11 protein-coding genes are annotated in these 13,500 nt (G+C 66.2%); 7 read left to right on the top strand and 4 right to left on the bottom strand.

The window, feature by feature from the left end; genetic code table 11:
- Positions 1-16: 16 nt before the first annotated feature.
- Positions 17-1,132 carry a glycosyltransferase family 4 protein gene (locus AC1RSI_RS00180; RefSeq protein WP_035306402.1) on the bottom strand — a complete coding sequence of 372 codons (1,116 nt, stop codon included), beginning with the start codon at positions 1,130-1,132 and terminating at the stop codon, positions 17-19.
- Between the two features lie 373 nt (positions 1,133-1,505).
- Between AC1RSI_RS00180 and AC1RSI_RS00185 the strand changes: the two genes are divergently transcribed.
- Complete coding sequence (locus tag AC1RSI_RS00185; protein ID WP_035306351.1) at positions 1,506-4,112, top strand: PAS domain-containing protein; 2,607 nt, start codon at positions 1,506-1,508, stop codon at positions 4,110-4,112.
- A 30-nt stretch (positions 4,113-4,142) separates the two neighbouring features.
- Here the strand turns inward: AC1RSI_RS00185 and AC1RSI_RS00190 are convergent, their stop codons facing one another.
- The 3 genes from AC1RSI_RS00190 to AC1RSI_RS00200 form a co-directional block, all read right to left on the bottom strand.
- The gene (locus AC1RSI_RS00190) at positions 4,143-5,738 is read right to left on the bottom strand and encodes a methyl-accepting chemotaxis protein (RefSeq protein WP_008264158.1); all 1,596 of its coding nucleotides are present in this window, start codon (positions 5,736-5,738) and stop codon (positions 4,143-4,145) included.
- A 110-nt stretch (positions 5,739-5,848) separates the two neighbouring features.
- Positions 5,849-6,244: a MarR family winged helix-turn-helix transcriptional regulator gene (locus tag AC1RSI_RS00195; RefSeq protein WP_198004298.1), complete on the bottom strand. Its 396-nt coding sequence runs from the start codon at positions 6,242-6,244 to the stop codon at positions 5,849-5,851.
- Between the two features lie 255 nt (positions 6,245-6,499).
- On the bottom strand, positions 6,500-7,702 hold the full coding sequence (locus AC1RSI_RS00200; protein ID WP_230307574.1) for a sensor histidine kinase: 1,203 nt from the start codon (positions 7,700-7,702) through the stop codon (positions 6,500-6,502).
- Positions 7,703-8,108: 406 nt separating this feature from the next.
- On the opposite strand from AC1RSI_RS00200, the gene AC1RSI_RS00205 reads away from it, so the two are divergent.
- From AC1RSI_RS00205 to mmsB, 6 genes are read left to right on the top strand one after another with little or no spacing between them, the layout of a single operon-like run.
- Complete coding sequence (locus AC1RSI_RS00205) at positions 8,109-9,611, top strand: CoA-acylating methylmalonate-semialdehyde dehydrogenase (RefSeq protein WP_035306400.1); 1,503 nt, start codon at positions 8,109-8,111, stop codon at positions 9,609-9,611.
- A gap of 7 nt (positions 9,612-9,618) precedes the next feature.
- Entirely contained in the window at positions 9,619-10,758 is a 1,140-nt protein-coding gene (locus AC1RSI_RS00210) for an isobutyryl-CoA dehydrogenase (RefSeq protein WP_154725733.1), read from the top strand.
- A 57-nt stretch (positions 10,759-10,815) separates the two neighbouring features.
- Positions 10,816-11,085 (top strand): type II toxin-antitoxin system Phd/YefM family antitoxin, encoded by a 270-nt coding sequence (locus tag AC1RSI_RS00215; RefSeq protein ID WP_035306346.1) that lies wholly within the window; start codon positions 10,816-10,818, stop codon positions 11,083-11,085.
- Positions 11,066-11,494: a PIN domain-containing protein gene (locus tag AC1RSI_RS00220; protein ID WP_154725732.1), complete on the top strand. Its 429-nt coding sequence runs from the start codon at positions 11,066-11,068 to the stop codon at positions 11,492-11,494. Before AC1RSI_RS00215 ends, AC1RSI_RS00220 begins: the two co-directional genes overlap by 20 nt.
- Positions 11,491-12,546, top strand: coding sequence for an enoyl-CoA hydratase/isomerase family protein (locus tag AC1RSI_RS00225; RefSeq protein ID WP_154725731.1), 1,056 nt, complete (start codon positions 11,491-11,493; stop codon positions 12,544-12,546). The genes AC1RSI_RS00220 and AC1RSI_RS00225 overlap by 4 nt, the downstream gene beginning before the upstream one ends.
- A gap of 29 nt (positions 12,547-12,575) precedes the next feature.
- Positions 12,576-13,478 (top strand): 3-hydroxyisobutyrate dehydrogenase, encoded by a 903-nt coding sequence (gene mmsB, locus AC1RSI_RS00230; RefSeq protein ID WP_035306397.1) that lies wholly within the window; start codon positions 12,576-12,578, stop codon positions 13,476-13,478.
- Positions 13,479-13,500: the final 22 nt, after the last annotated feature.

Here is a 13,500-nt window from a genome sequence, read left to right on the forward strand (position 1 = left end):
AATCAGTGGAGCGCTTTCAGGCGAGGGCGGCGAAGCTGCGATCTTCTCCAAGCGGCCGCAGCGGCTTCATCGCGTCGTTGGAGGCGGCCTCGGCGAAGGGACGGCGCGCCAGGAGGTCGCCGTAGACGTCCAGATAGCGGCGCGCCATGGCCGTGGCCGAGAAGCGCAGGTCGAACCGCGCCCGCACGGTTTCGCGGTCCAGCAGATGCGCCCGGCCGGCGGCGGCGACGGCCTGTTCCAGGGTGTCCACCAGGAAGCCGGTCGCCCCGTCCTCGATGATCTCGGGCGTCGAGCCGCAGCGGAAGGCGACGACAGGCGTACCGCAGGCCATGGCCTCGATCATCACCAGGCCGAAGGGTTCGGGCCAGTCGATGGGGAACAGCAAAGCGTCGGCCCCGCCCAGGAAGGCGGACTTCTGATGGTCGCCGATCTCGCCGATGAATTCGATCAGGGGATTGCCCTCGATCAGCGGGCGGATGGTCTCTTCCCAATACCGTTTGTCGGCGGCGTCCACCTTGGCGGCCATCTTCAGGCGTTTGCCCAGTCGGGTCGCGATCTCGATGGCGCGATCCGGCCGCTTCTCGGGCGAGATGCGGCCCAGGAAGGCCAGATAGCCCTCGGACTTCGGCGAGAACAGATACTGCTCGCCCGGCATGCCGTGGTGGACTGTGGCCGTCCAGTTGGCGAACTGGAGCGGTTTGCGCTGGTCGTCCGATATCGAAATCAGGCCGAACTCGTTCCACCGCGCATAGACGCCGGGCAGATCCTTCATGTCCAGACGCCCGTGCAGGGTGGTCACGGTCTTGTCTGCATAGGGCCGGAACAGCGGAAAATGGATCATGTCGGTGTGGAAGTGGATGACGTCGAACTCGTCCACCCGGTCCAGCACTTCGCCCAGCATGGACAGGTGGGCGGCGAGGTCGGATTTCAGGGACGCCGGGTCCAGGCGGATGGCCTGGTCGCGCACCGGCACCAGTCGCGCCTTGGTCTGGGCGTCGGCGCTGGCGAACAGGGTGACGTCGTGGCCCAGGTCCATCAGCGCGTCGGTCAGATGCGCCACGACGCGCTCGGTTCCGCCGTAGAGCTTCGGAGGAACGGCCTCGTAAAGCGGGGTGACCTGCGCGATCTTCATGATGTTTGCTCCGACCCGTTCAGCCGGGCCGAACACATCAATGTTCCGAGAAGGTTCCAGTTCCTTTCCTGGATGGAAATTCTTTAGAGGTTCCGGTGGCTTATGATCAGGAGGCGGCCCTGGTTATGTACGAATTCGCTCAGTTGCGCCGCCTGTCCGCACGGCCATCGGATCCAATCCCCATCTGCGGGTTTCGTCACCGGCAGCGCGCCTTTATAGCGGGGGCGCGACGGCCTTTCGTGTCGCTGACGGGGGCTCTGCGAAGCGTCCCCCTCGGCGATGAACCGGAAAGCGGCTCGCGTGTTGATTACGCCGCCCCCCAAGGTCGGGAGGCAGGAAAGGTATGCGATTGACTGGATCAGGATCCGACGGCGTGCATCGCCCTGATCGGGGCCCTGATCGGGTCAGCCTGGACGCCGAGCGGATCGAGGCGGAGGTGCTGGGGCTCGACGACAGCTCCGACCCCTTCGTCAATGCGGTCCGCGCGACCCGCATGCCCATGGTCATCACCAATCCGCGCCGGCCCGACAATCCGGTCGTGTTTGCGAACGAGGCCTTCTGCCGCCTGACCGGCTACGCCCGCGAGGAGATCCTCGGACGCAACTGCCGCTTCCTGCAGGGGCCGGAGACCGATCCCGAAGCGGTCAGCCGCATTCGCGCCGCCGTCGATGCGGTCCGGCCGATCGAGATCGACATCCGCAATCACCGCAAGGACGGCGCGCCGTTCTGGAATCGCCTCCTTATGGCGCCGGTGTTCGACGGGAACGGCGTGCTGGCCTATTTCTTCGCCAGCCAGGTCGATGTCACGATCGAACGCGAGCGGCTCGCAGGACTTCAGACGGACAAGGCCGCGCTGAAGGCCGAACTGGATGCGCGTGAGCGCGTGGATTACGAACGCGACCGGGAACTGGATCTGGCCATGCGGGCCGGCGGGCTGGGAGCCTGGAGCGTCGATGTCCGAACCCGGACCCTTATGGCCTCCGACGCCTACAAGACCCTGATGGGCTGGCCTGTCGAGACGCCCTTCACCTACGAAGATCGCCAGAAGATGATCCATCCCGACGACCGGGAGGCGGTGCGCGCGCAGAGCGATGCGACGATCCAGGACGGCGCGGACTATCATATCACCCACCGCGTCATCACGCCCCTGGGCGGCGTGCGCTGGATGGAGGCCCGGGGGATACTGGTGTCGGACGCCGAGGGCGCTCCGCTGCGCATCTCGGGGGTCACGACCGACATCACCGATCGGGTGCGGTCCGAACGCCTGAGTTCGGCCATGGTGGAACTGTCGGACGTCCTGCGCGATCTCGAGGATCCCGAGGACATCACCTATGCCGCCGCCGAGATTCTGGGCCGGACGCTCGAGGTCAGCCGCGCCGGCTTCGGCATTGTGGACCAGGACGGGGAAACCATCACCATAAGCCGCGACTGGAACGCGCCGGGCGTCGAGACCATCGCGGGCGTCCTGAACTTCCGGGACTATGGTTCCTACGTCGAGGATCTGAAGCGGGGCGACACCGTCGCCTTCGCCGACGCGCGCGAGGATCCGCGCACACGCGAGACTGCGGCCGTGCTGGAAACCATCGCCGCCCGCGCCGTTATCAACATGCCCCTGACGGAACAGGGAGGCATGGTCGCCCTGGCCTATCTGAACCACGCCTCCGTGCGCGCCTGGCAGGAGGACGAGATCCGGTTCCTCCGGGACGTCGGCGAACGCACTCTGGCGGCGCGGGAGCGTCGTCGGGCCGAGCGGCATCTGGCCAGGCTGGCGGCGTCGCTGGAGCGGACGGTGGAGCAGCGCACCGCCGAACTGATGGCCAGCGAGGCCGCGCTTCGCCAGTCGCAGAAGATGGAGGCCGTCGGCCAGCTGACCGGCGGTATAGCCCACGACTTCAACAACCTGCTGACCGGCGTCAGCGGCAGTCTGGAGATCGTCGCCAAGCGTCTGGCCGAGGGGCGCGGCTCCGAGGTGGGACGGTTCATCGCGGCGGCCCAGGCGGCCGCCCAGCGGGCGACAGCCCTGACCCATCGTCTCCTGGCCTTTTCACGGCGTCAGACGCTGGAGCCCAAGGCCACGGACGTCGAGAGCCTGGCGCGCGGCATGGAGGATCTGATCCGACAGACCATGGGCCCGGCCATTCGGCTGGAAACCCGATATCAGGCCGGGACATGGCCGGTGCTGGTCGATCCGGGACAGCTGGAGAATGCGCTTCTCAACCTGTGCATCAACGCCCGCGACGCCATGCCCGACGGAGGGCGGCTGACCATCGAGACGGACAATTTCGTGCTGGATCGCGCAGAGGCTCCGGACTTCGGCCTGCCCAGCGGAGACTATGTCCGCCTCAGCGTCACCGATACCGGCGTCGGCATGAACGAGGAGGTCATCGCCCGGGCCTTCGATCCCTTCTTCACCACCAAGCCGATCGGTCAGGGCACGGGCCTGGGGCTGTCGATGATCTATGGCTTCGTCCAGCAGTCCGGCGGCCAGGTCCGGATTCGGTCCGCGCCGGGGCAGGGCGCCGCCATCGGCCTCTATCTGCCGCGCCACCATGGCCAGGTCGAGCTCGGTCAGACGGTCGACGAACCCGCGCCGTCGGGCGCGCCGCGACGGCGCTACACCGTGCTGATCGTCGATGACGAGGCCACGATCCGCATGCTGGTGTCGGAAGGCCTGTCCGAACTCGGCTATGATTTCATCGAAGCCGAGGACGCGCGGGCGGGACTGGCGGTCCTGGGTTCGGGGCGGGTGATCGATCTCCTGATCACCGACGTCGGCTTGCCGGGCGGGATGAACGGCCGCCAGCTCGCGGACGCCGCGCGGGCGCGGCAGCCGGGGCTCAAGGTGTTGTTCATCACCGGCTATGCCGAGACGTCGGTCCTCAGCGGAGGCGATCTGGAGGCCGGCATGCGGATCCTGACCAAGCCGTTCGAACTGAAGCAACTGGCGCAGCGCGTGGAGACGATCCTCTCGGAGGACTGACCCGCGCGGGACGCGGCATGGTCCCCTGCGTCAGAATTCTTCCCATTCGTTCGCCGGGGCCGAAGTCGCCAGGGCGGCTGAACCGACCTGACGGAAGGCGCGTGCCGGGGCGCGGGGTGCGGGACGTTCCACCCGGCTTTCCGTCTGCTCCGTTCTCCGGCCGCCGTCCTGCGTGACCCGGAACCGGGTGACCAGAGACGCCAGCCTTTGCCCTTCCTGGGTCAGATTATGACTGGCGGCCGTCGACTCCTCGACCATGGCCGCGTTCTGTTGCGTGACCTGGTCCATCTGATTCACCGCCGTATTGACCTGGTGAAGGGCGGTCGACTGCTCCTGGGTGGAGGCCGTGATCTCGACCATCAGTTGGTCGATCTCCATCACGCGGCTGACGATGGAAGACAGGGCGTCGCCCGTCTCGCCGACCAGATCGACCCCGGACTTCACCTGGACCGAGGAGGCGGTGATCAGGGACTTGATCTCCTTGGCCGCGTCCGCAGAACGCTGGGCCAAGGCGCGCACTTCCGAAGCGACGACCGCAAAGCCACGACCGGCCTCCCCGGCGCGGGCGGCCTCGACGCCGGCGTTCAGGGCCAGAAGATTGGTCTGGAAGGCGATCTCGTCGATCACGCCGATGATCAGGCTGATCTTTTCGGCGGAGGTTTCGATCGCGCTCATGGCTTTGACGGCGCGTTCGACGATGTCCTTCGACTTTTCCGCGGCGACCCGCGAGGTCTCGACGACGGTCGCCGCCTGGGTCGCGCCCTCGGCGGTCTTCTTCACCGTGGCGGTTATCTGATCCAGGGCGGCGGCGGTTTCTTCCAGAGTGGCCGCCTGCTGCTCGGTGCGGCGAGACAGGTCGTCGGCGGCCTCGCTGATCTCTCCGGCGCCGGCCTGCATGGCTTCGGTATTGCCGGAAATTTCCGCCATGGCTGCGTCCAGTTGCGTCATGGCCGTATTGAAGTCGGCCTTCAGCCGGGCGTAGCTGCCGGGGAAATCCGCATGGATGCGTGTCGTCAGATCCCCCTCGGCCAGGGCGGTCAGGGCCTCGGCGGTGGCCTGAACGACCCGGATCTGTTCGGCCTCGGCCAGGGCGCGTTTCTCGTCCGCCTCCCGCCGTCCGTCCTCGGCGGCCTCGAGGTAAAGCGAGATGACGAAATCCATGTCCAGCAGGGCCGCCTTGACCACGCTGGCCAGGGCGGCGCCCAGGGCGTCGCCTTTGTCCTTGCGGCCGAATAGGCTGCGCTTGCCGGCGTCCGCCTTGACGATGGCCTTGATCAGCCCCTCCAGCACCAGGGCGTAGCCGCCGATGTACCAGCGCGGCTCCAGGCCGATCCGGGCGTGGGTCCGGCCGATTCGTCGGACGCCCTCGACATAGTCAGGGGTGAAGTCCCCCGATGCGATCAGGGACCAGTGTTTTGCCTGGGCGCTCTTGGCCCCGGAGATATGGGTCTCGCTGTTGAAGAAATGCGCGACATCGGGCGTCGCGCGCACCTGATCGTAGAAGGCGTCGAGGGTCTGGGACAGGGCGGCCTCAACGACCGGACGCGTGTCGGCCAAAGCGGCGCGCGCCTCATCATCCAGCTTCAGGAACGCAAGCCGTTCCTGAAGATCCATATTTTCCGACATCTTGGTACTCCAGACCTGGGAGCACAGTCTTGCATTAACCCTAAGCCATGGTTGAACATTGTTGGGGGTTGGAACAGTTCCGCGCTGCAACAACAACCCCTGCGGGACGCTCAGGCAGCCTTTGATTTTGCGGATCGGGCGAGGGTTTCAGCTATGACTTCGAGAAGCGGGTTTACGACCCGCAGGGCTTCGGCGGCCTGGGGCGTGAGGGCTTCGGCGAGCCGGCCGTAATCCGCCCGCCGACGGTCCAGTCGTCGGCCGCCCGCCGCCGTGAGCGCCAGCATTGTCACGCGCCGATCGGTCGGGTGCGGCCTCCGGCTGACCAGATCGCCTTTGACGAGTGTGTCGACCAGGCGCGAGACCGTGCCCGCCGGCAGGCTGACCGAATCGGCCAGAGCGCATTGCCGCAAACCTCGACGTCCGGCGGCCTCGACGATCTGCAGCGCCTGAACAGCCGGTCCGGCCAAGTCGTCGTCGCTCAGAAGACGATCAAGCATCTGGTCCATCTGCTGGATCCGGGCGTCCAGACCGATCAGTGCGACTGCGTTCTCATCGACCGTAGTCAAACGTTCCGCTGTGATGATTCCACGATGGCCCATGGATCTGTTCTAATCCTGCTGATCCAACTTTCAATAGGACTGAAAGTCCCTATTGCGGCGCACGCTCTGAGATTGAATGGCGCTCCCACGAATACCGAAGATTTCTGAAAATCTGAGCGTCGGATCGTCGTGCGATCGAGCCTTGCACGGGGTTTGATACGATCAACCGCGATGTCGATTGGCCTCTAGACTGTCGCATCCGTATTCATCCGCGTTGACGAACTGAGCGCGGACTCTGTCCCAGTCGTCAGTTTCGGCGACGCCCGGGTTCAACTTGGGGCGTTTGCGCGCCCCGGACGCGCCGCCTTGCGTGGAAAGGTCGTGGACATTGGCGTTCAGTGTGAACGCGAAGCCCGCGCCCCCAAGCGCGCTCGGGACAAGTTCTATGACGCCGCCATGCGCCTCTACGATCGTGCGGCAGATCGAGAGGCCCAGTCCCATTCCGCCGGACTTGCTGCTGACGAGGGGGTCGAAAAGCTTGCCGGCCATGTCCGCCGGCACGCCGGGACCGTTGTCGCTGACGAGAATCTGATAGCCCTGCGACGTCTGCCGTCCTGAGATCTCCACCCTGCGCGGGACGCCGTTCGGGGGCGCCTCCATGGCGTTTCGGGCCAGATTGAGGATGACTTGCTGAAGCTGAACGCGGTCGCAGTAGGTATAGGCGGCCGGGTCGATCCGGCTGGAGATTTCCGCCTTCGTTTCGCGGGCATGGCTGACGAGAATGGGCATGATCTCTTCGATCACCTCGGCGACCCGCTCGCGCGCCTGATAGCGCTTCTCGTGGATCATCAACGCGCGAAGACGCAGGATGATGTCGGCCGCGCGTTTCACCTGGGCTCGCGCCGCCGCCATGAGCTCGGGGGCGTTCGCCGTGTTCGGACCCGGCTTTTTCACGGCCGTCTCTGCGGCGGCCAGATAGTTGATGGCCGCAGACAGGGGCTGATTGACCTCGTGCGCCACCATGGAGGCCATTTCCCCCAACGAACTCAGTCGCCAGTTGTGAATGATCTGGAGCCTCACTTCCAGAAGTGCGGTTTCCGCCGTGACGGCGGTGGTCATGTCCTGAATGAAGAGAGTCACGAACTTGCCGTTGCGGGCGGAGAACCGCGCGGCCTGGACGTCGACGAAGGCGTGAACGCCGTCATGCCGCCGCGCCCGCCACAGAGGATCCTCCCCGGCGTTTCGGGCGCGCGCATTGAGGTCTTCGACCCATGTCGGGGACTGCAGAGCCGCCCTGTCGAAACCCTCGATCAGATCGCTGATGGCGGCCGCGTTCGGCGGGGACAGAGGGCGGCCGAAAAACCGATCCGCCGTCGCGTTCGCGCAACAGACGAAACCCGCCTCGTCCAGCGCGATGATCGCCATGGGCGCATCCGACAATATGCTCTCAGCAAAGGCCTCCACTGGTCGTCTCCCACCCCGTTCGCCGTTGACGCCTCGCCTCTGTGGGGAGTTTCACGTCTCTTGTGGCGAATTTGACATAATTAAGTCTACTCAAATTGGTCAGGGAAAGCAAAAATAAGACCTTAGTATTAGCCTGGGCTGATGACTTGACAGTCAATAGCACTGCGACGGGCGTGATTGTTATTATGTACAACCTGATTTCGATTATTAATGACTGTGTCCGGATTCGAACATTTCGGGTCCCGAAGCGGTGAGGCTGGGGTGGCTCCGTCAAGGGCTTTCATTTCGTCTTTGGGGCTGCAAGAGGCCGATCCTGCCTGCTATGACGGGGGCAATAGCAATAAGCACATAGGGAATCTCAGGTATGGTGCGCGACATTCGCCACTTCATCGACGGCGCGGCTTTCGACGGCGCGTCCGGCCGTTTCGGCGACGTCTTCGACCCCAATACGGGTCAGGTTCAGGCCCGCGTCCAACTGGCCACGACGGCCGAGGTCGATCGCGCCGTCCAGGCCGCTCAGAACGCCTTCGACGGCTGGGCCAGCACCAATCCCCAGCGCCGCGCCCGCGTCATGTTCGACTTCAAACGCCTGGTGGAGGCGCGGATGGACGAACTGGCCGAACTGCTCAGCAGCGAGCACGGCAAGGTCATCGCCGACTCCAGGGGCGACATCCAGCGCGGGCTGGAGGTGATCGAGTTCGCCTGCGGCATCCCCCACGCGCTGAAGGGCGAATACACCCAAGGCGCCGGCCCCGGCATCGACGTCTATTCGATGCGCCAGCCGCTGGGCGTGGTGGCGGGCATCACGCCGTTCAACTTCCCCGGCATGATCCCGATGTGGATGTTCGGCGTGGCCATCGCGGTCGGCAACACCTTCGTGCTGAAGCCGTCGGAACGGGATCCGTCACTGCCGGTGCGGCTGGCCGAACTGATGCTGGAGGCCGGGGCGCCCAATGGGGTGCTGAACGTGGTGCATGGCGACAAGACGGCGGTCGACGCCATCCTGACCCATCCGCTGGTCCATGCTGTCAGCTTCGTCGGCTCGTCCGACATCGCCCACTATGTCTATCAGACCGGCGCCGCCAATCATAAGCGGGTCCAGGCCATGGGCGGGGCCAAGAACCACGGCATCGTCCTGCCCGACGCCGACATGGCCCAGGTGGTCAAGGACCTGACCGGCGCCGCCTTCGGCTCGGCCGGAGAACGGTGCATGGCCCTGCCGGTGGTCGTGCCGGTCGGCAAGAAGACCGCCGACGAACTGCGCGAGCGACTGGTCGCCGAAATCCCCAGCCTGAAGGTCGGCGTCTCCACCGATAGCGAGGCCCACTACGGTCCCGTCGTCACCCAGACCCACAAGGACCGCGTTCTGGGCTGGATCGAAAAAGGCGTGCAGGAAGGCGCCGAACTGGTCGTCGATGGCCGCGACTTCAGCCTGCAGGGGCACGAGAAGGGCTATTTCATCGGCCCGTCGCTGTTCGACCACGTGACGGCGGACATGTCGGCCTATCGCGAGGAAATCTTCGGCCCGGTGCTTCAGATCGTCCGCGCCGAGACCTTCGAGGAGGCGCTGGCCCTGCCGTCGAACCACCAGTACGGCAACGGCGTCGCCATCTTCACCCAGAACGGCCGCGCGGCCCGCGACTTCGCCGCCCGGGTCAATGTCGGCATGGTCGGCATCAATGTGCCGATCCCGGTGCCGGTCGCCTATCACACCTTCGGCGGCTGGAAGCGCTCGGCCTTCGGCGACATCAACCAGCACGGCATGGAGGGCGTCCGCTTCTGGACCAAGACCAAGACCGTGACGGCGCGGTGGCCGGATTCGGCGCTGGAGCATTCCGACAGTTCGTTCGTCATTCCGACGATGCGCTGAGGCCGCCATGGATTTCGCCCTTACCGACGACCAGCGCGCTATTCAGGACGCGGCACGCGCCTTCGCCGACGCCGAGCTGGCGCCCCACTCCGCCCGTTGGGACGAGGAGAAGCACTTCCCCGTCGATGTGATGAAACAGGCGGCCGAGATGGGCTTCTGCGGCATCTACACCGGAGAGGAACACGGCGGCATGGCGCTGGGCCGGGTCGAGGCGGCCGTGATCTTCGAGGAGCTGTCGCGCGGCGACGTGGCGACGGCGGCCTTCATCTCGATCCACAATATGGCGACCTGGATGATCGACCGGTTCGGATCGGACGCTCTGCGCGCCCGGTTCGTGCCCGATCTGGTCGGCATGGAGAAGATCGCCTCCTATTGCCTGACCGAGCCGGGCTCCGGCTCCGACGCGGCGGCGCTGCGGACCACGGCGGTGCGCGACGGCGACCACTATGTGCTGAACGGCTCCAAGGCCTTCATTTCCGGTGCGGGGACCAGCGACCTCTATGTCGTCATGGTCCGCACGGGCGGGGAGGGGGCAAAGGGTGTTTCCGCCCTTGTCGTCGAGGCCGGGACGCCCGGCCTGTCCTTCGGCGCCCAGGAGCGGAAAATGGGCTGGAACGCCCAGCCGACCGCCATCGTCCAGTTCGACGACTGCCGCGTGCCGGCCGCCAATCTGCTGGGCGAGGAGGGGGCGGGCTTCCGCTACGCCATGGCGGGCCTGGACGGCGGGCGGCTGAACATCGCCGCCTGTTCTCTGGGCGGCGCGCGTCTGGCGCTGGAAACGGCCCAGGATTACGTCGCCACCCGCAAACAGTTCGGTCGTCCGATCGGCGAATTCCAGGCCCTTCAGTTCCGCCTGGCGGACATGGCGACGGATCTGGAGGCGGCGCGCCTGATGGTGCTGCGCGGGGCCTGGGCCATCGACACCGACCATCCGGAAAAGACGAAGTGGTGCGCCATGGCCAAGCGGCTGGCTACCGACGCCTGTTTCCAGATCGCCGACGAGGCGCTGCAGTTGCACGGCGGCTACGGCTATCTGAAGGACTATCCGCTGGAACGGATCGTGCGCGACCTGCGGGTCCACCGCATCCTGGAGGGGACCAACGAGATCATGCGGGTGATCATCGCGCGGGAGATGGCGCGGGTATGATGGCGGTCGGCGCCGCGATCTGTTATTCTGACCAGAATTCTGATCAGGATTTCGGCCATGCGTTCCATCGGAGTTCTCGAAGCCAAGACGTCGCTGTCGTCCTTGCTGGACGAGGTCCAGACCTCGGGCGAGACCATCGTCATCACCCGGCACGGGCGACCGGTGGCGCGTCTGACGCCCGAGCCGCGTCGTCGCCGACTGTCCGGCGCCGAACTGGCCGCACGGTCTCAGGCCTTTATGGCCGGGCAGGCGGCGGATGCCGATTGGGCGCGAATGAGCTGGGACGAACTGAAGGCGATTGCGCGCGATGAAGACCCTGGTCGTTGACGCCTCGGCGGCGGCGTCCTGGCTGCTGGCCAGCCAATCCACGGCTCCCGCGCGTCGTCTGTTGGCGGCGCTCGACGACTATGAACTGATCGCGCCCGATGTCTTCCAGTGGGAGGTGGCCAATCTGTTGGTGCGCCAGGCGCGACGCGACGCGGGTTTCAACCTGTCTGAAGCTTTTGTACGGCTGGACGAATACGAGATCGGTCTGGCGCCGGCCCTGTCCGCTCGCGAGGTGCGTCGGATCGCCCTTCTGGCCCAGGGGCGGGGTTTGAGCCTGTTCGACGCGGCCTATCTGTGGCTGACGCTCGAAAGGGACGCCGGCCTGGCGTCGCGCGACGCCGATCTGCTGAAGGCTGCAGCAGCCGCCGGGCAGGATGTTGTTGATCTCAGGGAGAAGGACCTTTCATGACCGAACCCGAAATCATCGCCCGCGTCGAAAACGGCGTCGGCCGTATCAGCCTGAACCGGCCCAAGGCGATACACGCCCTGAACCGGGCGATGTGCGAGGCGATGACCGAGGCCCTGCTGGCCTGGCGTGAGGACGCTGCGGTGCAGTCGGTGCTGATCGACCATGCGGGCGAGCGCGGTTTCTGCGCCGGGGGCGACATCCGCATGATCGCCGAGAGCGGGGCGGGGGATGCGTCCGAAGCCAGGGCCTTCTTCCTGGCGGAATACCGGCTGAACCATCTGATGTTCGACTATCCCAAGCCGATCACGGCCATCGTCGATGGGATCGTCATGGGCGGCGGCGTCGGGATCTCGGAGCCGGCCGCCATTCGCATCGCCACGGAGCGGACCACCTACGCCATGCCGGAGACGGGGATCGGCCTGTTCCCGGATGTCGGCGGCGGCTGGTTCCTGCCGCGTCTGCCGGGCCAGACGGGCGTCTGGCTGGCGCTGACGGGCGCGCGGCTGAAGGCGGCGGATACGGTGGAGCTTGGGATACACACCCACTTCGTTCCGGCTATCGACATCGATGGGTTCAAGGCGGCCCTGCTGGCCAATCCGCAGAACCCGCTGGAGGAGGCGAACCGTTGGGTCTGTCCGACCGAGCCGGAAGAGGCTCCCCTGAACCCCCATCGCGAGGCCATCGACCGGCTGTTCGCCTTCGACACGGTCGAGGAGATCTTCTCGGCGCTGGACGCCGAAGGCACCGACTGGGCGTCGGCCCAGCTGGCGATCCTGAAGACCAAGTCGCCGCAGTCGCTGAAGGTCACGCTGCGCCAGTTGCGCGCCGGCGCCGCCCTGACGTCCTTCGCCGACAATATGGCGATGGAATACGCCCTGGGCGGGCGGGTGGTGCGGACCCACGACTTCCAGGAAGGCGTGCGGGCCGTGATCGTGGACAAGGACAATGCGCCGAAATGGTCCCCGGCGGACCTGTCGGGCGTTACGGAGGCGACGCTGGACGCGCTGTTCGCGCCGCTGCCGGACAATGAAAAATGGACGCCGCTGCCCTGACAGCGACGCCGACCAAAGGGAGAGAGACCATGACCAAGATCGCCTTCATCGGCCTGGGCAATATGGGCGGCGGCATGGCCGCGAACCAGGCGAAGGCCGGCCATTCGGTCGCCGCTTTCGATCTGAGCGCCGCGGCGCTGGAGCGCGCGTCGGCGGCGGGCTGCGCGCCCTCGACCTCGGTCGCCGAGGCGGTGCGCGACGCCGAGGTGGTGATCACCATGCTGCCCGCCGGCCCCCATGTGCACAAGGTCTATGCCGAGCAGATCATCGGCGCGGCGCCGTCCAACGCCTTGCTGCTGGACTGTTCGACCATCGACGTGGAGACGGCGCGCAAGGTGGCGGGGCTGGCGCGGGACGCCGGCTACGCCTTTGCCGACGCACCGGTCTCGGGCGGGACGGCGGCGGCCGATGCCGGAACCCTGGCCTTCATGGTCGGTTGCGACGAAGGCGACTTCGCCCGTGTCGAGGCCGCGCTGGAACCCATGAGCCGCATCACCATCCGCGCCGGCGACCACGGGGCGGGGCAGGCGGCCAAGATCTGCAACAACATGCTGCTGGGCGTCTCCATGCTGGGCACGTGCGAAGCCATCGCCTTGGCCGAGAAACTGGGTCTGGAGCCGGAGCGTTTCTTCGAGATCGCGTCCAAATCCTCGGGCCAGTGCTGGAGCGTGACCAGCTATTATCCCTGGCCCGGCCTGGTGCCGACTGCGCCGTCGAACCGCGACTATCAGGGCGGCTTCGCCACGGCCATGATGCTGAAGGACCTGAAACTGGCCCAGGAGGCGGCGGCCAAATCGGGCGCCTCCACTCCTCTGGGCGCCCAGGCCGAGGCGATGTACGCGCTGTTCGACGGTCTGGGCCACGGGGGCCGGGACTTTTCCGCCATGCTCCAGATGCTGCGCGGACGGCTGGCGGATCTGGACGCCGGATGATCCGACGCCGCCCCGAGATCGT

The sequence above is a fragment of the Brevundimonas sp. GW821-FHT10E09 genome, assembly GCF_058809375.1.

Coding starts and splice junctions, on each gene's coding strand:
- AC1RSI_RS00190 (WP_008264158.1), bottom strand. CDS start 5,738: ATGTCGGAAAATATGGATCTTCAGGAACGGCTTGCGTTCCTGAAGCTG.
- AC1RSI_RS00210 (WP_154725733.1), top strand. CDS start 9,619: ATGGATTTCGCCCTTACCGACGACCAGCGCGCTATTCAGGACGCGGCA.
- AC1RSI_RS00225 (WP_154725731.1), top strand. CDS start 11,491: ATGACCGAACCCGAAATCATCGCCCGCGTCGAAAACGGCGTCGGCCGT.
- mmsB (WP_035306397.1), top strand. CDS start 12,576: ATGACCAAGATCGCCTTCATCGGCCTGGGCAATATGGGCGGCGGCATG.
- AC1RSI_RS00180 (WP_035306402.1), bottom strand. CDS start 1,132: ATGAAGATCGCGCAGGTCACCCCGCTTTACGAGGCCGTTCCTCCGAAG.
- AC1RSI_RS00220 (WP_154725732.1), top strand. CDS start 11,066: ATGAAGACCCTGGTCGTTGACGCCTCGGCGGCGGCGTCCTGGCTGCTG.
- AC1RSI_RS00200 (WP_230307574.1), bottom strand. CDS start 7,702: ATGGCGATCATCGCGCTGGACGAGGCGGGTTTCGTCTGTTGCGCGAAC.
- AC1RSI_RS00215 (WP_035306346.1), top strand. CDS start 10,816: ATGCGTTCCATCGGAGTTCTCGAAGCCAAGACGTCGCTGTCGTCCTTG.
- AC1RSI_RS00195 (WP_198004298.1), bottom strand. CDS start 6,244: ATGGACCAGATGCTTGATCGTCTTCTGAGCGACGACGACTTGGCCGGA.